This window comes from Rhodopseudomonas julia, assembly GCF_030813515.1.
In the GTDB taxonomy this organism is placed as follows: domain Bacteria; phylum Pseudomonadota; class Alphaproteobacteria; order Rhizobiales; family Afifellaceae; genus Afifella; species Afifella julia.
The window spans coordinates 110,613-133,221 of record NZ_JAUSUK010000001.1; the positions used below are offsets into that span (position 1 = coordinate 110,613).

Below are 22,609 nucleotides of genomic sequence, written 5' to 3' on the forward strand. Positions count from 1 at the left end.
CAAGAGCCGCACGCCGTTCCAAGAACGGATCTCCGCGCCGGCGGTTTTTGCCTCAGCATTTTCGCAAGACCTCGTCGGACATCACGGCGTCAAACGTTCGATGAGCTTCTCTTGCAGGCGTTCCAGCCTTTCCAACCTTGTGGATTGTTGCGAGAGCTGGTGATCGATCTTCTCATGGAGCTGCCGGACCTCCAGCTCGGCTTTCAAGTTGACCTGATAATCGTTCTGCGCCCGCATCCGGTCGCGCGCCTCCTGGCGGCGCTGGCTCATCATGATGATCGGCGCCTGGATCGCCGCGAGCGTGGACAGCACCAGGTTGAGAAGGATGAACGGGTAAGCATCGTATGGTTTGAAGAGCCAGCCGGTGACATTGAGCATCATCCAGAGGCCGCAGACGAGCGAAAACGAGAGGATGAAGGTCCATGAACCGCCAAAGGCCGCCACGCGGTCGGCCATCCGGTCGCCGAATGTGGCCCTCTCATCGAAGGTGATATCCGGCGCGGCGGTGACGATGTCGCCGGTTCTAAGGCTGTCGAGAACCTCCTGCTCCAAGGGGCCGAGGTCGCCATTGGCGTCGCTGAGGAGCTCCCTCAGAGAGCGCCTTCGATAGGTCTCAAGGTCCTCGGGGCAGATCCAGGACCCCTCCGACCATTGCGGATGGTCCCTTCCGATCAGGGCCGAGATGGCCGGGCGCACCGCCGCCCACGGAACCGCCCTCTCCTGCCGCAAGCTCTTGCCGCAGACGACGCATGTGGGGCTTTTCGCGCCGCTTTGAGGAGGGGCGTCTGCGCGTTCCATCGGGCTTCACACGACCAAATCCGGAAGCCGGAATTTAACTCCCCCGCCGCAGGCTGACCAGCGCTCAGAGCGTTCTCTTTGGAGACGAACAGGCCTCCCGACACGCGGCGTATAACTGTCTTTCGGGGGCAGATTGACCGAAAGCGGAAACCCCGATCACTTCTAAAAGTTGATCGATTATCCAAGCCGCAACCCTCACGCAAGCTACGTACTTAGAATGCATCTAAATCGGTTATATAAACCAAAAGCTGTGCTCACCTAGAGTTACCACCCCACAGGAGTGCTGCCATGGCGGATTCATCGGTGAGCCAGAGTTCGGGTCTGGAATCCAAGCTTTACGAGGCGATGGATCTCTTCGACGCCACCAACGTCGTGAGCGGCGTCGACGTTAACAGCTCCTCCCTGGCCGAAACGTTCGCTGCAGCCCCGCTCAACACGGCAACCAATCTCGCCCGCCCCGACAGCACCACCAACGCCGTCACCAATCTCGCATCGGACAGCACCTCCGGCCTCATGGCCGACAACGCACTTGAACCCCTGACGTCCGTGCCCGAAGCGGCAACAGCCGGGGCAGACGCAGCCTCCCCGGCTCGTCCGAACTTCGATGTGAGAGAGCTCGCATCCGACTTCCCCGAAATCTCTGAGGCCGGCGCTTCCGGCACCGCCAATGCCGCGCCAGGCGGCAGTGCAGCGCTGTCGCCTGGCGCGTTGCAACCCCCCGGCGTTGCTCTCGACGGCAATCCAGACCCCGACCTTCTCGACAATCCTGGCGACCTCCCGGAAACGACGGATGCGCCTGATGCTCCCGTTCCAGGTCTCGACCCGGACCTGCCCACGTCCGATAGCCTCCCCGACGATACCGCCGATGACGATGCTCCGGAAACGCTGGTTGCTGACGGCGACGGGGGCGATACTTCAGACGGGACGGGCCCCAACGACACTCCGACGGACGTGACGCCCGAGGACCCGCTTCCGGATTCCGAGCTTCCAGATATCGATATCGAGACGCCTGTCGATATTCCGGACACTCTCGACGAGGTCACGGATTTGCTCGATGACACGCTCGATACGAGCACCGATATCATCGACGATATTCTCAACGATGGGACGGATAGCCTCACGGATGCGATCGACGATCTTCTCGGCGGCGGAACCGACGGTCCGGCTCAGGATGGCGACACCGATCTTACCCTTGACGCTGATCTCGACCTGCCGATCGTCGGGGATATAACCGCCGATCTCGACATCACTCTCGATCCTGTCGAAGAGATTCTGGGTGATATCGATATCGACATCATCGCTGATGCCGATCTCGGCAATGTCACCGGCGAGATCACGGATGCGGCAGACGAGGTTTTGGAAACGGTCGGTGACATCGCCGACGACCTGACCGACACTCTGACGGACGTTGCCGCCGGCACGGGCGATGCTGTCGGTGATCTTGTGGGCGACCTCACCGGAGGTCTTCTCGGCGGCGGAACCGACGGTCCGGCTCAGGATGGCGACACCGATCTTACCCTCGATGCCGATCTCGGCCTGCCGATCGTCGGGGATATAACCACCGATCTCGACGTCACTCTCGACCCCGTCGAAGCGCTTGTGGGCGACATCGACGTCGATCTGGTCGCTGACGTGGACCTGACCGGGACGACCGACACGACCATTGAGGCGGTCGCCGAAACCACCTCCGAGTTGGCAGACACGGCAGGTGGCCTCCTTGATGACGCCGTCGACACCACTCTGGAGAGCGGAACGGACGCCGTCGACGGACTCACAGGTGGCCTTACCGGCAATCTTCTCGGTGACGACACAGTCGGAGAGCCGGCGCCCGAGGCGAGCGGCGACACCGACCTCACCCTCGATGCCGATCTCGGCCTGCCGCTCGTGGGCGAGACGACGGCCGATCTTGACGTCAATCTCGACCCCGTCGAAGCGCTTGTGGGCGACATCGACGTCGATCTGGTCGCCGACGTGGACCTCACCGGGACGACCGACACGACCATTGAGGCGGTCGGCGAGGTTCTGGAGACCGCTGGCGAGATCACCGACGACCTCACAGCCGATCTGACCGACACGACGGGTGACATAGCCGAGGCCGTCGACACCACTCTGGAGAGCGGAACCGACGCCGTCGACGGACTTACCGGCGGGCTCACAGGCAATCTTCTCGGTGACGACACAGTCGGAGAGCCGGCGCCCGAGGCGAGCGGCGACACCGACCTCACCCTCGATGCCGATCTCGGCCTGCCGCTCGTGGGCGAGACGACGGCCGATCTCGACGTCAATCTCGACCCCGTCGAAGCGCTTGTGGGTGATATCGACGTCGATCTGGTCACCGACCTCGACCTCACCGGGACGACCGACACGACCATTGAGGCGGTCGGCGAGGTTCTGGAGACCGCTGGCGAGATCACCGACGACCTCACAGCCGATCTGACCGACACGACGGGTGACATAGCCGAGGCCGTCGACACCACTCTGGAGAGCGGAACGGACGCCGTCGACGGACTTACCGGCGGGCTCACAGGCAATCTTCTCGGTGACGACACAGTCGGAGAGCCGGCGCCCGATGCGAGCGGCGACACCGACCTCACCCTCGATGCCGATCTCGGCCTGCCGCTCGTGGGCGAGACGACGGGCGATCTCGACGTCAATCTCGACCCCGTCGAAGCGCTTGTGGGTGATATCGACGTCGATCTGGTCGCCGACCTCGACCTCACCGGGACGACCGACACGACCATTGAGGCGGTCGCCGAAACCACCTCAGAGCTGACCGACACCGCAGGTGGCCTCCTTGATGACGCCGTCGACACGACCGGGAACGTCGTCGAAGCCGTCGACACCACTCTGGAGAGCAGAACGGACGCCGTCGGCGGACTTACCGGCGGGCTCACCAGCAATCTTCTGGGTGACGACACAGTCGGAGAGCCGGCGCCCGATGCGAGCGGCGACACCGACCTCACCCTCGATGCCGATCTCGGCCTGCCGTTCGTGGGCGAGACCACGGCCGATCTCGACGTCACTCTCGATCCCCTCGAAGCGCTTGTGGGCGACATCGACGTCGATCTGGTCGCTGACGTGGACCTGACCGGGACGATCGACACGACCATTGAGGCGGTCGGCGAGGTTCTGGAGACCGCTGGCGTGATCACCGACGACCTCACAGCCGATCTGACCGACACGACGGGTGACATCGCCGAGGCCGTCGACACCACTCTGGAGAGCGAAACGGACGCCGTCGACGGGCTCACAGGTGGCCTTACCAGCAATCTTCTCGGTGACGACACAGTCGGAGAGCCGGCGCCTGAGGCGAGCGGCGACACCGACCTCACCCTCGATGCCGATCTCGGCCTGCCGCTCGTGGGCGAGACCACGGCCGATCTCGACGTCGCTCTCGATCCCGTCGAAGCGCTTGTGGGCGACATCGACGTCGATCTGGTCGCTGACGTGGACCTCACCGGGTCAACCGATGGAACCGTCGAGGCGGTCGGCGAGGTTCTGGAGACCGCTGGCGTGATCACCGACGACCTCACAGCCGATCTGACCGACACGACGGGTGACATCGCCGAGGCCGTCGACACCACTCTGGAGAACGGAACGGACGCCGTCGGCGGACTTACCGGCGGACTCACCGGCAATCTTCTCGGTGACGACACAGTCGGAGAGCCGGCGCCTGAGGCGAGCGGCGACACCGACCTCACCCTCGATGCCGATCTCGGCCTGCCGCTCGTGGGCGAGACGACGGCCGATCTCGACGTCACTCTCGACCCCCTCGAAGCGCTTGTGGGCGACATCGACGTCGACCTTCAAACGGATGGATCGCTTCTTCAGAGCGAACCGGTTTCCGAGCCGATCGATCTTGAGGTCGATGCCGAGGCCGCGATTGCTCTCTTCGATCAGCTCGATGCCGACATTGCGGCAAGCCTCGATGGAGACACGACGGCGACAACGGATGGCGAAGACGGGGCGCTTGTCGATCTCTTCACCGAGCCGGCCGACATTGACGCGGACATGTCGCTCAACGACCTCCTCGGCACGGCAACCGATCCCTTGCTTTCCGACGACGGCCTCTTGAGTGGCAGCGAGACATCTCTCACGGAAGCTTCCGCGGATAGTGACAGTTCCGGCAGCCTCAGTCTTCAGCTTGGCACAAGTTTAAGTTTTAAGCTTGGGACAAGCTTCTACCTGTAACTTCTCCCTATGGGGATACGTGCAGCTACAAATCTGATCGGCGACGGGGGCTTGAAGCCGCCGACCCTGGTATTGCTGACGCTGACGTTCGCGCTCAACATTCTGGGCCTGACGATTCCCATCGCCGCGGCCCAGATCTTCGGGCGGATCGTGCCGAACCCGTCGAGCGCGACACTGCCGATCCTGGTCATCGGAGTGTGCATCCTCGCCGCGCTCGAAGCACTTCTGCGCTTCGGTCGGGCTATGGTCGTGGCACGCGCCGGGGCGAATTTTGCCGGCGTCGTCACACAGCGCCTCCTCTCCCACATTCTCATCAGCGAGCCGGCCGATCGCCGTCTCGCCTCTTCGCGCAGCGTCGAATATCTGAGCGCGGTTCAACAACTCAAAGAAAAGCACAACGGCCAGCTCGTCGTCAGCATCGGCGAACTTTTCTTTCTGCCCATCATCATTTCGGTCATTCTTTTCATCTCCTGGACGGCCGGCGCCTGCGTCATCGTCTGCGTCGCCGTGTTCGCGCTGCGCAACATTCGCGAAGCACGACGCATGAAGGCCATCGTGGCGCGCAACATCGTCGACAGCGAAGAGCGTTACGACTTCCTCTTCGCCATGCTGAACGCGATGCACGGCATCAAGGCGATGGGGATCGAAGACAATATCCTGCGCCGTTACGAAGCCGCCCAAGAGAAGATTGCCGCCAACAATCACGAGCTCGCCCTCGTCACAGGCCGACTTCTCAACAGTGCCCCGATCGCCAGCCAGGTCCTGATCGCCGCGATGCTGACCTTTGGCGCGATCGCCGTCGGACAGGGTCATCTGACGATGGGCGGCGTCTCCGCACTGGTGCTTTTGAGCAGCCGCGTGATGGGCCCGTTGCAGCGCGCAATCTTCATTCTCGTGCAAATGCGCGACATCGACGAAGCCGAAACGAAGGTCGAGGCGCTTTTCGCACAACCCGCGATCTCAACCCCGACCGAAGATGTGAAGGTGATCAACGAGGGTCGGGTTTCAGCCGATAATCTGGCGTGCTGGCCGGTGACAGGCTCTCCCTTGTTCGAAAATGTGCATTTTTCATTGCAGCCAGGTGTCACCGCCGCCCTCTCCGGCGCCTCAGAGCAGGCGAAGTCGGCTTTCCTTCAGATCATCGCGGGAATTCACAATCCGGCCACCGGGGAAGTGCTGCTGAACGGCGTCGCTCCGACGAAATACCCACGCGCGCTCCTCAACCGCTGCGTCGGCTACGTCTCGTCGGCCGGCGTGCTCTTTCGCGGGACCATTCGCGACAACATCACCCGTTTCGGCGAAGTCAGTGTCGATGAAGCGATGGATGTCGCGCACGTTCTCGAAATCGACAACCTTATCAATGCCTTACCCAATGGTCTTGATACGGAAGTCCTCGGCTCGGCAAGTGACACGATCCCCCCAGGGCTGCGACAACAACTTGCCATCCTGCGCGCGTTGGCGACGCGGCCTCGCCTCATCCTGCTCGATAACGCCGATCGAGGTCTCGATCGCGACGGCTACGCCAAGCTCAACCGGTTCATCGGCAAGATCCATGGCCAGGCATCCTTCATCATCGTCTCCGACGACGCCAATCTCTTGAGCTATGCGAGCAAGCGGCTCGTCCTCGAGCGAGACGGCATCCGGCCGCTTGAAGGTTTCCAGGTCACCGAGCGCCAGTCTTATCGGGATCTCAAGATATGAGCGCTTTCTCCAAACATGCCGGCGGCATCGTAGCATTCACGCCTGGAGAGGGAGGCGAGCCTCAGATCCCGGCGGCGACGGGCAAGTCCACTCTCCTGATACCGCCCGGCCATTCGGAGCCGGATGCACACGACGTCGACGGAATCTGGCTTCTGCGCTTTCGCGCCGCGATCGAACGTTTGGAAGCGCTCGTCCGGCGCAGCCGCAGCGGGTTTGCACGCGAGGCAGGGCTGGAGCGCTTGTTCTGCAGCGTTTGCGTTCTGTCGGCAGCCGATTTTCCGCTGCGCCAGATCCTCGCCGCCCTGCCCGCGAACGAGTCCGCACTCGACGCCGACGGCCTGCTGAGCGCCCTTGGCCGTCTCGGATTCCACGCCTTCCGCCAGCGGGCGAAAGGTCCGCTTCCGGAAGGCGCCGGCCCAACTCTTTTCATTGGGTCTAAGGGAGAAACCGTTCTGGTCTTCGCCTGTCCGGACTCAGGCCGGTGGAAAAAAATCTCACGCGACGGAGAGATCGAAGACGTCAGCGGCTGGCGCCAGTTCAAAAGAGGCACATTCTGGCGCATCTCTCGCGACGATGAGACCGATCCGCTGTCGAAGATACGGCGAGGTCATACCGGTCACAGCTGGTTCCGTGCCCTCACCAGCAAGTTCGACAAGATCGGGCTCGGGCTCCTGATCACGAGCCTCGCCGTGGCGGGAACAAGCGTTCTGCTGCCGCTCTTCACCATCCAGATCTACGTCCATGTGATCAGCCTCGGCTCGCTCGCGCCGCTGCCGTATTTCGTGTTCGGAATGGTGCTCGCCATTGCACTCGAAGCGCTGCTCCTGGCTCAGCGCACGCGTATCCTCGCCTGGATCGCGAACCGATTGGAATTTCTGGTCAGCACGGCATCTTTCGAGCGTCTTCTCAAAATACGCCCCACAATATCGGAACGTGCAGCGGTGACGGATCAGGCGGCCCGTCTGCGCACGCTCGAAAATGTGCGAGAATTCATCACCGGGCCCGCAGCAACGTCACTGCTTGAAATCCTGGCGAGCTTCGCCTCGCTTGCAATCATCGCACTTCTGGCCGGCTGGCTCGCGCTGATCCCGTTCATCGGCATCTGCATGCACCTCGGATTGTTTCTCCTACTCCGGCGCAAGGCTCGTGTGATGACGAGCATCGCAGCGGATGAATCGACGGAGATGCAGCGCATCACAATCGAGATGCTGGAGAAGCGAGATGCGATCTGCCAAGCCGGCTTGCAACACCTCTGGTCACAACGTCTCGTTCGGGGCGCACGCCGGCAGCAGAGTGCTCAGATGTCCCTGCGCCTCGTCGGCGCAATGGGCGAGGCCTTCTCGACATTCATCCTCACCGTCGCCACCATTTTGCTGCTCGCCTCGGGCGTGGAAGCCGTCTGGGCCGGCACACTTGGCACCGGCGGCCTTCTCGCTGCCACGATCCTCGGCCTCAGGGCGCTCGCCCCCTCACATGTCCTCTGCCTGTCGGTGCAGCGCTTCGAGCAGCTGCGCAACAGCATCAATCAGCTCAATGGGCTGATGGAGATCCCGCCGGAGCGGGACGAAACCCGGGAATATGCGCGCATGCGCCCGATCGAGGGAGCGGTCAGCTTCCTCAACACCGGGTTCCGCGCCGGCGATACGCGACCGGTCTTTGTGGGTCTCGACCTTGAGGTCAATCCCGGCTCCATCATCGCCATCACCGGCGCGAACGGAACCGGCAAAACCACGATCCTGAAACTCATCCAGGGTATGAGTGATCTTTCGATCGGAGCGATCCGCATCGACGGCATCGATCTGCGGCAATTGCCACAGGAAGAGCTTCGCCGTCGCATCGCCTACGTCCCTCAGGACCCGAAGCTCTTTCCCGGCACGCTGCGCGACAACCTGCTTTTCGCCAACCCCTTCGCAAGCGAGGAAAAAGTCGGTGCCATCCTTCAAAAGGTGGGCCTCTCTTCCGACATCGCTCAATTGGATGAAGGTCTCCACTTTCGTGTGAAAGATTCTGAGGGTACCGACTTCTCCTCGGAATTCCTTTTCAAGTTCGCGATCGCTCAGGCCATTCTCACTGAAAGTGCGATCCTGCTCATCGACGAAATTCCGAACACGCTGCTCGATGGCGAGATCGGCGAACTCGTCCGCAGCCTTGCACTGTCCTACCGCCGTCGCGGAACACTCTTCCTCGTCTCGCACCGCTCCGACTTCCTTGTTCTCGCAGATCGCGTGGTGGCGCTGCGATATGGCAAGGTGCCGTTGGTTTCGTCGCCGGACGCGCTACTGGCGAGGGTCGCATGAGCCTCGTTCGCGTCGATCCGCGCCTGCCGCAACACATGGAGGGGGGCCTCAGCACCTCACCTCCCCGTCTCGTCATGTCGCATCCTCTCATCATCGAGGAGACGGCACCGCAACGCTTTATCCGCCATGCCTGCATCCTGATCGCAATCGGTATCCTGGCCTTCATCATTTGGTCGGGCTTCACCAGCATTCACGAAGTTTCCAAGGCTCAGGGGCTGATCGTACCGGCCGGATACGAACGCGTGGTGCAGCACTACGAAGGCGGCGTGGTCGACGAGATTCTGGTCAAACCCGGGGACCGCGTCAGCGCCGGCTCACCCCTCCTCCTCCTCAACGATGCGACGACTGCGGAAAACGTCGACGTTGCGGGGCGGCGTAAGCAAACCCTCCTGGCTCAAATCGAGGGCCTCAAGGCCTTGGCGGAAAACCGCGAGCCCGATTTTCTTTCGTTCGGCCGCGACGAGGCGGTGCTCGCCTCGGCCTCGGCCTTTGCGGCACGGCGCGAGGCCCAGAGGGATCAGCGCAGCCTCCTGAAAAGTCAGATCGAGCAGGCACGTCTCCTGGTCTCGACCTACGATGCGCAACTTGCGGCCCTCGACGACGACCTCGCTTTCGCCGAGGACAATTATGCCCGCATCGAAGCGCTTGCGAATAAAGGTTATTCCACGCGAACGCAGCTCGCCGATCGGCGCAAGGCGCGCCAGGATGTGGTCAACCGCACGCAGATCACTCTGCAACGCAAGGACGAGGCCACCGAACGCCTGGTGGAGGCGCAGAACAACCTGGCTGCCTTCGAGACGGCGATCCAGTCCGATATCGCCAACGAAATCCAGGATCTGCGGACGGCTCTCACCACGCTGGAAGGAGACCTCAGCAAGGAAGGCCGCCGTCGGGATCGGTTGACCGTTACCTCACCGGTGCGTGGCACGGTCAAATCGCTCGACATCACGACGATCGGGGGCATCGTGGCGTCGGGCCAGTCGCTCGCCACCATCGTGCCGGATGGGGAGAAGCTTCACGCCGAGACACGCCTGCCAGTGAGCGAAATCGGCTATGTCCGCATCGGGCTGCCAGTCCGCGTCAAGGTTTCGGCCTTCGATTTCACGCGTTTCGGATGGATCGAGGGCCGCGTTGCCGACATCTCCCCGGCCTCCTTCACACCAGAGGAAACCGCGCCCTACTACAAAGTTCGCATCGAACTCGACACGGAATATTTGCCGTTTGCGCCAGATGCCCGATTGACGCCCGGTATGGCTGTCTCGGCCGACATCATCACCGGCGACAAGACCCTTCTCGCCTACTTCCTCAGCCCCATCCGCAAGGCGCTGAACACCGCCTTCGCCGAGCGATGAAATGACAGACGTTCTCAGCCTCCCCACCGCGCCCTCCGAGACAACGATCAAGGCCACCGTCCTGCTGGTCGACGACGATCGCAGCGCCCTTCTGACGACCGGCGAACAGATCGAAAACCTCGGCTATGCGGTACTCACAGCCAACAACGGCGCCGAAGCCCTCACGATGCTGCGGGAAGATCCCTCCTGCGCCGACGTCGTCATGACAGACAGGATGATGCCCATCCTGGATGGCCTCGGATTCATCCGCAGGCTGAAGCGGGAGCGGGAAACCAAGGATATTCCGGCCATTTTGTTGACCGGGGCCTCCGAGGTCGAGGACGTCAGTCTCGGCATCGACGCCGGTGCCTTCTATTACTTGACCAAGCCGACGTCGCAGAAGCTCGTCGGCTCGGTGCTGCACTCCGCTTTCCAGGAGGTCCACAGGCAGCGAAAACTCCGCAACGACCTGATGGGCCACCAGGCCGCCTTCAAGACCATGCAGGCGGTGAAATTCAAACTGCGCCTGCCGGAAGAGGTGGAGCCGGTCGTCAGCATGCTCGCCAGCATGCAGGACGCACCCGACCGAACCATTCAGGGCATTTTCGAGCTCGTCCAAAATGCCGTGGAGCATGGCGTTCTGCGGTTCGGATTCGAGGCCAAGGCAGCCCTTCTGAAGGAAGGTCGCTGGGAAGAAATGCTGGCGGAGCGCGCCCACGAGCCTCTCTACCAGGATGGATGGGTCGAGGCGACAGCGATGCGCCGCGATGACGGGGTCTATGTCAGCGTCAAAGACAACGGCCCGGGCTTCAACTGGCGCAGCTTTCTCACGACCGATCCGAGCCGATCGGCAGCGCCATGCGGCCGGGGCATCTCACGTGCTGCCAACTTTGCCTTCGACCGCCTGACCTACGACAAGAGCGGCAACCAAGCCGTGGCATTCACCGCTAACAAGCCGCGAGTCAAATGGTAGACGCATCCGCAACCTCGACCGTCAGCCAACGGATGCGGACAAACCTGCCGCACCTCGTCATCGCCGTGATCGTGTTTCTGATCGCGGGCCTGATCGCATGGTACGCAAAGCTCTATTACGCGGAGCAGAATGCTCTCTTCCAGCAGGAGACGCAGCTCGTTCAGAAATTCATCCGCGTCGAGGCCGATGCCATCATCGTGCGCGTCAAGGATGCCGCGGCCTTCATCGCTGCGGACGCTGTCGAAAAAGTCGATGCCAAGCTGAAGATCGCCTCGCGAAAGTCTGCCTACATGTCGGATCTCGGCTATCTATCGACCGCAGATCCGACCAACGTCCGATCGTTCCTCGGCCAGCCTTTGCTGCAGGGCAAGCCGGAGCAAATCGAGCGTCTCGCCGAAGCTCTCCTGACGAGAGAAGGCCTTGTGTTCGCTATTTCGCCGATCGAATACCCTGATCTTTTCCCTTCACGAAAATCAAGTTCCCTCGTATTCGCCCAGGCCCTTCAGAACAACAGGGGCGCATCTGAGGCGATCATCGTCTATTCCGTCGTCGATATTAAATCAATGATAAGAGACGTATCCGATTCTCTGACGCACGGAAAAATAACTTATGCGAAATTCGATGTCAGCGGAGGATCTATTTCGTATGCGTTTGCGCCCCCGAAGAAGAGCTTCCTTTCGCGCTTCTTCTCCAGCACGGCCAAAACCGACACCTTGATCACGGGCACGTCTCAGCTTTCGACCGAAATCCAGCAATCTCCCGCCGGCCTCTATTCGCTGGCGATCATGGTGGGGGGATTGTTTCTCATCGGAGCGATTGCCTGCAGTTTGGCGCTCGTCTTCATCCGCAGCCAGCGTAAATCGCAAAGCCGGCTCCGGCAGGCCCTTGCCGACACAAAACTCGCGAGCGAGGCAAAATCGACGTTCCTCGCCAATATGAGCCATGAGATCCGCACACCTTTGAACGGCGTGCTCGGCATGGCGGAGCTTCTGTCGCGCACCGAACTGACCGGGGACCAGCGGCGCTATGCGGATCAGATCAAATCCTCCGGCAGCGTTCTCCTGGCGATTCTGAACGATATCCTCGATATTTCCAAGATCGAGAGCGGTCAGCTCGCCATCGATCCGATCCGCACGCGGCTCCGCCCCCTCCTCCGAGATACGGTTTCTTTCTACGCGGGTGCCGCCCAGCACAAGCGTGTCGAACTTCTACTCGACATCGATCCCGACCTGCCACAGCAGGTCGAGGTCGACCCGATGCGACTTCGGCAGATTCTCAGCAACCTCATCTCGAACGCACTCAAATTCACCAATGCCGGCGAAGTGATCGTTTCGGCGAAAGCGGTGAATTTTGACGGGAAGCAAGACGTTTGCACCTTAGAGTTCTCAGTCCGCGACACGGGGATCGGGATCGCTGCCGACAAGATGCCGAAGCTCTTCTCACGCTTCAGCCAGGCCGAGGAGAGCACGACCCGCCTCTATGGCGGCACTGGGCTCGGCCTCTCGATCTGCAAGGAGATCTGCGAGCTGATGGGCGGCGAGATCCGAGCCGAGAGCAGGCCCGGGAAAGGCTCCGTCTTCACGTTTTCGCTCACGCTCGACGTGCTGGAAGGAAGCGCCCGTGCCTCCGACACCGGCATCAAGGCGGCGCTCGTCTCCTCCTCCGCGTCCCAAATACGGATTCTCTCGAGGGGTCTCGAAGCCTGCGGCATTCACTGTCAGAGCTTCGTTCCTTCCAGCAAAATCGGTGAAGAAATCGCGCGGGCTTTCTACGAGGGAACGAGCTTCGATGTCCTGATCATCGACCAGGGCAGGCATATTGACGAAGCCATCGAACTGCGGCGCATCGTCATGATGCAACCGACACTGAAGGACCTGCACTGCCTCGTCCTTGGTGCACAGATGGCTCATCCGAAGTATCAGACCTTCGACATGGCTTCGATCAAGCCGATCGACGCCGGTCTCCTCAGCCGTGACGTCCAGCATCTCCTCAGCGCCGAGGCGCAGACCGACGAAACGGCAAGCACGACGGGAGCAGGCACCGACGAGGCACCTCGCTTCCATGGATACCGCGCCCTTCTCGCCGACGACAACAACGTCAATCTCCTCTTCGGCGCAGAGGTCCTGAGCGGCTTCGGCTTCGATGTCGAAACGGCAACCGACGGCTCCAAAGCCGTCGCGGCTGCGCATTCCGACGATTTCGACGTCATCTTCATGGACTGCCAAATGCCGGTGATGGACGGCTACGAGGCGACAGGCATCCTGCGCAAAATGATGGAGGAGGGATCCATCCGCCGGATCCCGATCGTCGCCGTCACTGCAAATGCCCTCAAAGGCGACCGCGAACGCTGCCTCCAGGCAGGCATGGACGCGTTCGTCTCAAAACCCATCAATATGAGCGATCTCGAAGCGCTCCTAGGAACTTTGGACGGCCTCTCTCCGGTTCACCGAACACAGACCGCCAAAGCATCGCCACAGGCAAATCTCGACGAATCCCAAAACGGAAAGAAGCCCATGACCCATTCTTCCGACAACAGCGTGCCCCCAGCCGCGCCCGCGAGCAATGCATCGTCAGGTCAGGCAGCGAAGCCTTCACCGACCGCAGGCAAGCCGCAGAATGAGGCGCAAGTTCTTGCTACATCCGGAGAGCGGCCAAAGATCCCCCTGATCGACGTCGTCGCCTTCAGGCAGACACGCGCTTCGATCAGCAAGTTCAATACGCTCATTTCTTTCTACTCGACCGACACGGCTGAATATCTGCGCAATATCCGTGAAGCACTCACGATGGGACGCATCGAAGACACCGTCCTGCCGGCACACACCATCAAGAGCTCCAGCCGAGTTATCGGCGCCATGGGCCTTGCGCATCTTGCCGAGGATTTCGAGAAACGCGCCCGCACCGGCGGTACCGATCAGGAGAAGCAGCTGATCGCTTTGCGCGTTCACATGGAGCGCATCTTCCTCCTCACCATTGAGCGCATCAAGACGCTCCTGGAGAATGAAGACAAATCGGAAGCCGCATAATAGACCGGCGCCCGACGAGGGGCTGGGCGCCACAAGGACGGGCTCAGGACGGCGGGAGGCCGCAACCTCAATCCGCGTTTGCCGATGGCATGACGAGGGTTGGGAATTGATGGCAGACGCTGCAAAAGAGCGTCGAGGGCGCATGCGCCTTGTGGCACTCCGTGCAGTCGATTTCGCCCAGATGTGACGCGTGCGGATTGGGGCTGACCGTCGTTCGGGCCGCAAGGTCTGCGTAACTGCCGTGGCAGGCGTGGCAGGCGGCATCGGTCGCCGGCGAGGTGGGCGCCTGCGTGCCATGGCAGTTTTCGCAGGTGACACCCTTTTGCTGATGCAAGGCATCCAAAAAGGCGACCTTGACGGGCGCCAGGAGGCGCGCGTCCGAACGCGGGGGAACGAGGATCGCGAGGCGCTCCTGCGGCGTCTGCGACGACGCCATAAGAGAGCCCGCGAAAATCGCCTCTCCGGGCATCAGGCCACCCAAGAGAGAAAAGCACGTCGCGAGGAAGGCGAGCGCGCCCAGCCAGACCGCGGTTCTTTTCCGCATGATTTCCCCGCTCGCAGGGGGCATGAGCCAACCGCCCGCTTCGCGGTCTTCCCCCTGCCCGTTTTATGTGGGGAGGGCCTAAGCTTGTCGCCTGTCTAAAGAGATGTTGCCCTTTGCCGCAGCGTAAGCGCGCCTTCAGCCCCCCACATCCGATTGTGCAGGGGAAGAAAGGTGCGGACCTCCCCGCCCGGATTTGCCGGGCGCGACGGACGAGGGCCGTGCGTCCCATGCGCAAGGAGGGCTCAGATATGTCCGGCACATCGGTTGCCAATCGCCGTGATTTCTTGAAGGCCGCCACAGGAGGTGCTGCAGCGATTTCGCTGGCCGGCTTCGCTGCAGACAAGGCACTCGCCGCGCCTCCTGAGAAATGGGACGAAGAAGCCGATGTCGTCATCGTGGGTTATGGCGGCGGCGGGGCCGTTGCCGCCATCGAGGCGGCAGATCAGGGCGCAGACGTGCTCATCCTGGAAAAGAACCCGTCGGATGCGCATTTCAACAACACCAACGTCTCCGGCGGCCTGTTCATCAGCACCACGGACGACGAGAAGGCATTTCAGTACATCAAGGCCTGCGTTGGCGACACGGTCGACGACGAGATGTGCCGTGCCTGGGCGCAGTCGACCGGCGACAACAAGGATTATCTTGCGCGCCTTGCCGAAAGTGTCGGCGAACCTTCAAAAATGATCCGCTTCGGCGGCGCCGAGTTTCCGGATCTGCCCGGGGCCGAGGCCGTCGAGATGTGGAGCCTGATGTCCGGCCCAGGCGCCAAGATCTTCGAAATCCTCGATAAATGCGTGCATGCGCGAAAGAATATCCGCATCGCCTATGCCTCTCCGGGCAAAAAGCTCATCAAGGGTGAAAATGGCGAGATCCTCGGCGTGATCGCCGAGCGCGGAGGCGAGGAGATCGCCGTCAAGGGTCGGCGAGCCACCGTGCTGTCCTCAGGCGGCTTCGAATACAACGAAGAGATGAAGCTCAACGCCTTTTACGGCAATCCGCGCTTCTTCTACGGGCCGGAATCCAACACAGGCGACGGCGTTGCGATGGCTTTGGCGGCGGGGGCCGGTCTTTGGCACATGAACTGGACCTCCCAGCATTGGGGCTTCCACTACAAGGACTTCCCGGTAGCGTTCAATGTCTGGGATTTTTCGTTCTCCAAGCACAGCTTCCTGGTCGTCGACCAGACAGGGCACCGCTTCTTCGACGACAGCTACAACGGCCATTCGTCATACGCCTACCTCATCTATTTCGATCCGCTGGCAGGCGTCTATCCGCGCATCCCGTCCTATCTCATCTTCGACGAGAGCGTCCGCACGATGGGCTCGCCGCTCTCGGCCAACAAGCTGACGGGAGGTCTCGTCTCCGCCAAGACGGCCAAGCACGGCTATTTCTGGAGCGACGACCAGAGCGCGGAGATCGACAAGGGCTGGATCATGAAGGCCGACACGATCGAGGAGCTCGCCGAGGCGATCCGGGCCCGTCAGGGTCCGAACGACTTCGTCGACTATGAGAGCACCATCAAGATGGACCCGGCTGTGCTGGCGGAGACGGTGGCGACCTACAACGGCTACGCCGAAGCCGGTGAAGACAAGGAGTTTTCGCGGCCGGCGAAGAAAATGGAGCCACTCGCGACGCCACCGTTCTATGCGACCGAGATCTGGCCGGTCGGCCCCAACACGCAAGGCGGTCCGCGCTATGACCCGAAAGGTCGGGTGATCGACGCCTTCGGCAAGCCGATCCCAAGGCTCTACAAAGCGGGCGAACTCGGCTCGATGTACGGCGAACGCTATCCGGCAGGTGGCGGCAACATCGCCGAGATCCTTGCCTTCGGACGCATCGCCGGTCGCAACGCCGCGGGCGAAGCCGTCTGAACCGTTCAAACACTAGAACGCGGCGGCCTTCGACGAAGGCCGCCGCACCATCGGACCAGACAGGTCGCATGCAGTCCTGGGACCGCTCGCGCGAGACGATCCCCGGGAAGACGTCGAGCCGTTCGCAGGCCTAGGCGGGCCAGCTACAGATTGGTCATCGGCCGCGGACGGCTGCCGTCGCTGAAGCGCGACAGGCGGAAGGCGTGCGGATCGGCGATCGGCTTTTCGCCGGTGACGAGATCGGCGACGAGATGCCCCGCCCCCGGACCGATGCCGAAACCGTGGCCGGAAAAGCCCGTGGCGATAATGAGGCCCGAGCAGCTTTCGACCGGCGAGATCACCGGCACGACGTCCGGCGTCGTATCGATGAAGCCCGCCCATGTCTGCACGAGGCGCGCATCATTGAAGACCGGGAAACGCCGTTTCGCTTCCTCAAAACACTTGCGCACATAGCCAAGGTCCGGCTTCGGATCGAGGACGCGGCAGGCCTCATAGGGCGACGGCTGATCGTACGGCACCGGCTTGCGCTCGCGCCATTCGCTGAAGAAGCGCTCGTCGAGACGCAGGCCGACATGGCGCCAGTCCATCGCGAGAACCGGCAGGAAATCGAAGAAGAAGCGGAAACTGTCGGGCGTCAGCGGCGCCGCATTGGAAAGCCCGTTCGCCAGCGTGTAGCCGCCATCGGCGCGCTTCCTGAGACCCAGAACGTCGTCCCAGATGGAGACCTCCGGCCCACCCTCGACCGGCGAGGTGCGGGCGACGCTCGCGCGCACCTTCAACTGCGGCAGGACGATATCGAGATCACTCAGGATGCGCCGGCTCCAGGCACCGCCCGCGACGACGACGTTCTTTGTCGCGATACGGCCGCGCTCGGTAACGACGCCGGCGACCTCGCCTGCCGCCGTCTCGATCCCGCGCGCGGCGCAATCGGTGAAGATGCGGGCGCCGCGAGCCCGGGCACCGAGCGCGATCGCGGGCGCCGCCTTCTGGGGCTCCGCGCGCCCGTCGCCCGGACACAGAAGGATGGCCTTCGGCAGGTCCTGGTCGCCCGGCAGGTATTTTTCCATCTCGCGGCCGGACAGAAGCTCCGTCACGATGCCGGAGGCGGCCGCCTTCTCGGCCCAGGCGCGATAGGCTTGCACGTCCTTGTCGTTGCGGGCGCCGTAGAGAATGCCGCATTGGGTAAAGCCGGTTTCGCCGCCGATACGCTGGTCGAGGCCACGCCAAAGGCCGAGCGCCTCGCGGATCAAATCGAATTCGCGCGGATCGCGATAGAGCTGGCGCACCCAACCCCAGTTGCGGCTCGATTGTTCGCCGGCGATGTGGCCCTTTTCGACAACCACCACATCCATGCCGCGCTCGGCCATGAACAGGGCCGAACTGACACCGATGATGCCGCCGCCGATGACGACGACATCGGCCTTTTCAGGAAATGCGCGATCGGAGACGACCGGATCGACCTGCGGTCCCATAAAACTCTCCTCTTTAAGGATGGCGCCAGACGGCACCGCCCTGCCCCGGATAGAGGGCGAGGCCATGCCTCAGGCAGAAGGAAAACTCAAACAGCATTGGCCTGATGCCGGCTTTTGATCTTGTAGCGGCCGCCTGGAACGACGAGCCTGACGGAGGTGACGACCTTGTCCCCCGCAAATGTGCGCCGGCGGATCGACAGGCATGGATCGGCGCGCCCGATCGCCAGGAGACGGGCTTCCCACGCCGCCGGCAGGACGGCCTCCACCGTATGCTCCGCCTCCGTCCAGGCGATGACGGCATTCAGATAATCGTTGGGCGTGCGTGCGGTGAAATCCTGCATCAGATAGTCCGGCGCGAGCCGCGGATTGACCAGCCGATCTTCGAGCTGAACGGGAATTCCATCCTCGCGATGGACGACCAGGCTGTGGAACACCGAGATGCCAGGGTCCACGGCGAGATCCTCGGCGATCTCCGGGCTTGCCTCCAACGTCTCGAGCAGAACGACCCGGGCGGTATAGCTGTGGCCACGCTCGGCAATCTCGTCGGCGATGTTGCGCACGGCAAAGACGGAGGTCTGTCCCTTACCCTCCGAGACGAAAGTGCCGAGCCCCTTCACCCGCGTCAGCACCCCCTCGCCCGCGAGCTCGCGCAAAGCCCGGTTCACGGTCATACGGCTCAGGCCAAGCTTGGCGGAGAGTTCGTTTTCCGACGGCACCCGGTGACGCGGCGGCCAGTCGCCCGCGGCGATCCGCTCGACAATCATCCGCTTTACCGCGGCATAACGGGGCGTCTCAGCGCCAGCACCGGCCTCGCCGGCTTCGATGCCCATTTATTAGGCCCTTTTCGCGTGTGCACAATTTGATGTCGGTTTTCGACTTGCGAGCGTTGCGATTTTGGATACAGTCACTTGTATGTACAAGCTAGAGCGCTGCGCGCCGCGATGGCAATCGAAAAGCGCGGCAAGGGCGAATAGGGCGATTTCGCACCCTTTTCCGTCCCTCGCCCGACCTGCGAAGATCCCTTCTTCGCGGTTTCGAGCCACAGCCCATGCAGCTCTCCGGGGTGTGCGTCAGCAAAGGGGGCGGCTACGCTCCGCACAGAGGAGAAGGGGATGAATTTCAAGAAGATTGCGCTGGCCGGTGCACTCGCAGCGGCCATTCTGGCGCCTGGCGCCGCTTCGGCGAAGGACTGGAAGAAGGTCACTGTGGCGCTGGAGGGCGGCTATGCGCCGTGGAACCTCACCGATGCAAGCGGCCAGATCGTCGGCTTCGAGCCCGATCTCCTCAAGGTCCTGTGCGAGCATGCCGACCTTGAATGTACGATGATCTCGCAGGATTGGGACGGCATGATCACCGCCCTCAATGCCGGCAAGTTCGACGTCATCATGGACGCTCTGTCGATCACTCCGGAGCGCCAGAAGGTCATCGATTTCACCGTTCCCTACGCGGCGACACCCGCCGTCTTCGCCGCTCCGAAGGACAGCAAGCTCGCCGATCTTCCGGGCACCGGGACGGTCATCAAGCTGGAAGACGTGCACGACCAGGCCGACGCAATCGCGCCCCTGCGCGAAGCGATGAAGGGCAAGACGATCGGCATCCAGAGCTCCACCGTCTACGCCAATTTCGTCTATGAGAATTTCGGCGACGTGGCGACGATCAAGGAATACAAGACCGCGGCCGAACGCGACCTCGACCTGTCGGTCGGACGCATCGATGCCGGCTTTGAGGACGCCACCTATCTGCTCGGCACTTTCGAGGCTTCCGAGAACAACAATCTCGCCTTCACCGGTCCAGAGATCGGCGGCCAGATCTGGGGCGAAGGCGAAGGCCTCGGTCTGCGCAAGTCGGATACCGATCTCAAGGCGAAGTTCGACGAAGCCATCAAGGCGGCGGTCGCCGACGGCACGGTCAAGACACTTAGCGAAAAGTGGCTGAAGGTCGACGTCACTCCCTAATCCAATCGGCGCCGGCCCCGCGCGCCTGAGGGTGAGGACGCCTCCAAGGTCTCCTCACCCTAAAAGGCTCTCCCTGGCCGGCATGCGGTTCGCGGCAGGTTGACGGGCACAGGCTCGCCCGCCCGCCAAAGGCGCCATCTCACCCGGCGGCGCCTCGCGCCTGCTGGCGATCGCACCGCCGCAGCAGCAACAAGAGAGACGCAATGTCCTGGATCGACCTGATCGGATTCGGACCCAACGGCCGCGGCGGCCTGCTTTTATGGGCGACGTTGATGACCTTGTCGGTCACGGCCGCCTCACTCGTCATCGGCGCCGTTTTCGGGGCGGGCGTGGCGGCCGCCAAGCTCTCGTCATCGCGGCTCGCGCGGGTCATCGGCGATGCCTATACGACGATCCTTCGCGGCGCGCCGGAACTCCTCGTCATCTATCTCGTCTATTTCGGCGGCTCGCAGGCGGTGAGCGCCATCGGCCGTCTCTTCCAATATGAGGGCTTCCTCGGCCTGCCCTCGTTTCTTGCCGGCGCGCTCGCCGTGGGCATGATCTCCGGCGCCTATCAGGCGGAGGTCTATCGCGGGGCCTTTCACGCCATCGCCAAGGGCGAGATCGAGGCAGCACGCTCCATCGGCATGGGCCGGGCGCTGCGCTTTCGCCGGATCATCATCCCGCAGATCCTCCGCTTCTCCCTGCCCGGCCTCGGCAATGTCTGGCAGCTGAGCCTCAAGGATTCGGCCCTGATATCGGTCACCGGCCTCGCCGAGCTCATGCGCACATCGCAGCTCGCCGCAGGCTCCACGCGCCAGTATTTCCTCTTCTTCATCGTCGGCGGCATCCTCTATCTGGTGCTCACCACGATCTCCGGTCAGCTTTTCGCCGCAGCCGAGCGACGCGTCGCCGTCAGCTTCTCGCACGGCCTCGGGCGGAGCTGAGCCGATGGATTTCGAGTTCCTCGCCTCCACTTTCGTGACGCTGGTCAAGGCGGTGCCGACGACTTTGGCGCTCTTCGGCGCCTCCGTCGTTCTCGGCGCAGCCCTTGCCGTCGTCCTCGTCGTCATGCGCACGGCCGGCGGACCGATCCTGTCGACCTTCTCGCGCGTCTACGTCTTCATCTTCCGCGGCTCGCCGCTGCTCATCCAAATGTTTCTGATCTATTACGGGCTCGGCCAGTTCGCGGTCATTCGCGACAGTTTTGCCTGGCCGGTGCTGCGCGAGCCTTATTGGTGCGCGGTCCTGGCACTTGCCTTCTGCACGGCAGGCTATCAGGCGGAGATCATCCGCGGCGGGTTGCAGGCGGTGCCACCGCGCGAGATCGAGGCGGCGCGTTCCATCGGCATGTCGGGCTTCCTGCTGGTGCGCCGGATCATTGCCCCGATCACTTTGCGCGCCATGCTGCCAGCCTATTCGACGGAAATCATCCTGATGGTGAAGTCGACGGCACTCGCCTCGCTCGTCACCGTCTGGGAAGTCACCGGCACAGCGCAGCGCCTCATCTCGCAGACCTACCGCACCATGGAAGTCTTCCTGGTCGCGACGCTCATCTATCTCGTCATCAATTTCATCATCGTCCGCCTGGTCGCCCTTTTGGAGCATCGGCTATCGCCGCATCTTCGCGAGCGTCCACGCATCTCCGGCGAAGGCCGCACGGTGACATCGCTGGAGACCTCCCATGACTGAAGCCCCGGTCCCGGCCATCTCGGTCAAGAACATCCACAAATCCTTCGCCAACCTCGAAGTCCTGAAAGGGATCTCGCTCGAAGCGCAAGACGGGGACGTCATCTCGATCCTCGGCGCTTCGGGGTCGGGCAAGAGCACTTTTCTCCGGTGCATCAACCTGCTCGAGACGCCGGATGAAGGCGAGATCACGGTCGCCGGCGAGACGATCAGCATGCGCCGCGACCGCCAGGGCCGGCTGATGCCGAAGGATCGCCGTCAGGTCGATCGCATCCGTGCCGAACTCGCCATGGTCTTCCAGAGCTTCAATCTCTGGTCCCATATGACCGTCCTGCAGAACATGATCGAAGGCCCGGTGCATGTGCAGAAGCGGCCGAAGGCGGAAGCCATCGAGGAGGCCGAAGCACTCCTGGAAAAGGTCGGGCTCGCAGAACGACGCGACTACTATCCCGCGCACCTTTCCGGCGGCCAGCAGCAGCGCGCCGCCATCGCCCGTGCGCTCGCCATGCGGCCGAAGGCTCTGCTCTTCGACGAGCCGACCTCGGCGCTCGATCCGGAGCTCGTCGGCGAGGTTCTGAAGGTGATGCGCAGCCTTGCCGATGAAGGCCGCACCATGCTCGTCGTCACCCACGAAATGTCGTTTGCGCGCAACGTCTCCGACAAGGTGATCTTCCTGCACCAGGGCCAAGTCGAGGCGGAGGGACCGCCGGAAGAAATCTTCACCGAATCCTCCTCCGAGCGTTTCAACCAGTTCATCACCGGCTTCAGAGGCTGAAGCTACGGAG

At 62.4% G+C, this 22,609-nt stretch carries 15 protein-coding genes; 11 read left to right on the forward strand and 4 right to left on the reverse strand.

Features of this window, described 5'->3' with window-relative positions:
* Positions 1-81: 81 nt before the first annotated feature.
* A complete protein-coding gene (locus tag J2R99_RS00475) occupies positions 82-798 on the reverse strand; it encodes a DUF1003 domain-containing protein (RefSeq protein WP_307152557.1) in 717 nt (238 codons plus the stop codon).
* A 288-nt stretch (positions 799-1,086) separates the two neighbouring features.
* Here J2R99_RS00475 and J2R99_RS00480 point away from each other — a divergent pair, with 288 nt between their 5' ends.
* The 6 genes from J2R99_RS00480 to J2R99_RS00505 are packed head-to-tail and all read left to right on the forward strand — an operon-like array spanning position 1,087 to position 14,314.
* Complete coding sequence (locus J2R99_RS00480; RefSeq protein ID WP_307152558.1) at positions 1,087-4,989, forward strand: beta strand repeat-containing protein; 3,903 nt, start codon at positions 1,087-1,089, stop codon at positions 4,987-4,989.
* Positions 4,990-5,040: 51 nt separating this feature from the next.
* On the forward strand, positions 5,041-6,690 hold the full coding sequence (locus J2R99_RS00485; RefSeq protein ID WP_307152559.1) for an ATP-binding cassette domain-containing protein: 1,650 nt from the start codon (positions 5,041-5,043) through the stop codon (positions 6,688-6,690).
* Positions 6,687-8,987: a peptidase domain-containing ABC transporter gene (locus J2R99_RS00490; protein WP_307152560.1), complete on the forward strand. Its 2,301-nt coding sequence runs from the start codon at positions 6,687-6,689 to the stop codon at positions 8,985-8,987. Before J2R99_RS00485 ends, J2R99_RS00490 begins: the two co-directional genes overlap by 4 nt.
* A complete protein-coding gene (locus tag J2R99_RS00495) occupies positions 8,984-10,339 on the forward strand; it encodes an HlyD family type I secretion periplasmic adaptor subunit (protein WP_307152561.1) in 1,356 nt (451 codons plus the stop codon). The genes J2R99_RS00490 and J2R99_RS00495 overlap by 4 nt, the downstream gene beginning before the upstream one ends.
* A gap of 1 nt (position 10,340) precedes the next feature.
* A complete protein-coding gene (locus tag J2R99_RS00500) occupies positions 10,341-11,291 on the forward strand; it encodes a response regulator (RefSeq protein ID WP_307152562.1) in 951 nt (316 codons plus the stop codon).
* A complete protein-coding gene (locus tag J2R99_RS00505; protein WP_307152563.1) occupies positions 11,285-14,314 on the forward strand; it encodes a hybrid sensor histidine kinase/response regulator in 3,030 nt (1,009 codons plus the stop codon). The genes J2R99_RS00500 and J2R99_RS00505 overlap by 7 nt, the downstream gene beginning before the upstream one ends.
* A 67-nt stretch (positions 14,315-14,381) precedes the next feature.
* Here J2R99_RS00505 and J2R99_RS00510 read toward each other — a convergent pair whose 3' ends face one another.
* Positions 14,382-14,858, reverse strand: a complete 477-nt coding sequence (locus J2R99_RS00510) for a cytochrome c3 family protein (RefSeq protein ID WP_307152564.1) — start codon at positions 14,856-14,858, stop codon at positions 14,382-14,384.
* 248 nt (positions 14,859-15,106) lie between these two features.
* Between J2R99_RS00510 and J2R99_RS00515 the strand changes: the two genes are divergently transcribed.
* Positions 15,107-16,729 carry an FAD-binding protein gene (locus tag J2R99_RS00515; protein ID WP_307152565.1) on the forward strand — a complete coding sequence of 541 codons (1,623 nt, stop codon included), beginning with the start codon at positions 15,107-15,109 and terminating at the stop codon, positions 16,727-16,729.
* Positions 16,730-16,872: 143 nt separating this feature from the next.
* Here the strand turns inward: J2R99_RS00515 and J2R99_RS00520 are convergent, their stop codons facing one another.
* Both J2R99_RS00520 and hutC read right to left on the reverse strand, forming a co-directional pair.
* Positions 16,873-18,201, reverse strand: coding sequence for an NAD(P)/FAD-dependent oxidoreductase (locus J2R99_RS00520; protein ID WP_307152566.1), 1,329 nt, complete (start codon positions 18,199-18,201; stop codon positions 16,873-16,875).
* 86 nt (positions 18,202-18,287) lie between these two features.
* Positions 18,288-19,031, reverse strand: a complete 744-nt coding sequence (gene hutC, locus J2R99_RS00525; protein WP_307152567.1) for a histidine utilization transcriptional repressor HutC — start codon at positions 19,029-19,031, stop codon at positions 18,288-18,290.
* A 282-nt stretch (positions 19,032-19,313) separates the two neighbouring features.
* Between hutC and J2R99_RS00530 the strand changes: the two genes are divergently transcribed.
* The 4 genes from J2R99_RS00530 (at position 19,314) to J2R99_RS00545 (ending at position 22,599) form a co-directional block, all read left to right on the forward strand.
* Positions 19,314-20,156 carry a transporter substrate-binding domain-containing protein gene (locus J2R99_RS00530; RefSeq protein ID WP_307152568.1) on the forward strand — a complete coding sequence of 281 codons (843 nt, stop codon included), beginning with the start codon at positions 19,314-19,316 and terminating at the stop codon, positions 20,154-20,156.
* A 203-nt stretch (positions 20,157-20,359) separates the two neighbouring features.
* On the forward strand, positions 20,360-21,082 hold the full coding sequence (locus tag J2R99_RS00535; RefSeq protein WP_307152569.1) for an ABC transporter permease: 723 nt from the start codon (positions 20,360-20,362) through the stop codon (positions 21,080-21,082).
* 4 nt (positions 21,083-21,086) lie between these two features.
* Positions 21,087-21,827 (forward strand): ABC transporter permease, encoded by a 741-nt coding sequence (locus J2R99_RS00540; protein ID WP_307152570.1) that lies wholly within the window; start codon positions 21,087-21,089, stop codon positions 21,825-21,827.
* Entirely contained in the window at positions 21,820-22,599 is a 780-nt protein-coding gene (locus tag J2R99_RS00545) for an ABC transporter ATP-binding protein (protein WP_307152571.1), read from the forward strand. The genes J2R99_RS00540 and J2R99_RS00545 overlap by 8 nt, the downstream gene beginning before the upstream one ends.
* Positions 22,600-22,609: the final 10 nt, after the last annotated feature.

Bases quoted from the DNA above. Each gene is read 5' to 3' on its own strand.
- J2R99_RS00545 (WP_307152571.1), top strand. From the start codon at position 21,820: ATGACTGAAGCCCCGGTCCCGGCCATCTCGGTCAAGAACATCCACAAA.
- J2R99_RS00490 (WP_307152560.1), top strand. From the start codon at position 6,687: ATGAGCGCTTTCTCCAAACATGCCGGCGGCATCGTAGCATTCACGCCT.
- J2R99_RS00480 (WP_307152558.1), top strand. From the start codon at position 1,087: ATGGCGGATTCATCGGTGAGCCAGAGTTCGGGTCTGGAATCCAAGCTT.
- J2R99_RS00505 (WP_307152563.1), top strand. From the start codon at position 11,285: ATGGTAGACGCATCCGCAACCTCGACCGTCAGCCAACGGATGCGGACA.
- J2R99_RS00475 (WP_307152557.1), bottom strand. From the start codon at position 798: ATGGAACGCGCAGACGCCCCTCCTCAAAGCGGCGCGAAAAGCCCCACA.
- J2R99_RS00530 (WP_307152568.1), top strand. From the start codon at position 19,314: ATGAATTTCAAGAAGATTGCGCTGGCCGGTGCACTCGCAGCGGCCATT.
- J2R99_RS00540 (WP_307152570.1), top strand. From the start codon at position 21,087: ATGGATTTCGAGTTCCTCGCCTCCACTTTCGTGACGCTGGTCAAGGCG.
- J2R99_RS00520 (WP_307152566.1), bottom strand. From the start codon at position 18,201: ATGGGACCGCAGGTCGATCCGGTCGTCTCCGATCGCGCATTTCCTGAA.
- J2R99_RS00495 (WP_307152561.1), top strand. From the start codon at position 8,984: ATGAGCCTCGTTCGCGTCGATCCGCGCCTGCCGCAACACATGGAGGGG.
- J2R99_RS00535 (WP_307152569.1), top strand. From the start codon at position 20,360: ATGTCCTGGATCGACCTGATCGGATTCGGACCCAACGGCCGCGGCGGC.
- J2R99_RS00515 (WP_307152565.1), top strand. From the start codon at position 15,107: ATGTCCGGCACATCGGTTGCCAATCGCCGTGATTTCTTGAAGGCCGCC.
- J2R99_RS00500 (WP_307152562.1), top strand. From the start codon at position 10,341: ATGACAGACGTTCTCAGCCTCCCCACCGCGCCCTCCGAGACAACGATC.
- J2R99_RS00510 (WP_307152564.1), bottom strand. From the start codon at position 14,858: ATGCGGAAAAGAACCGCGGTCTGGCTGGGCGCGCTCGCCTTCCTCGCG.
- hutC (WP_307152567.1), bottom strand. From the start codon at position 19,031: ATGGGCATCGAAGCCGGCGAGGCCGGTGCTGGCGCTGAGACGCCCCGT.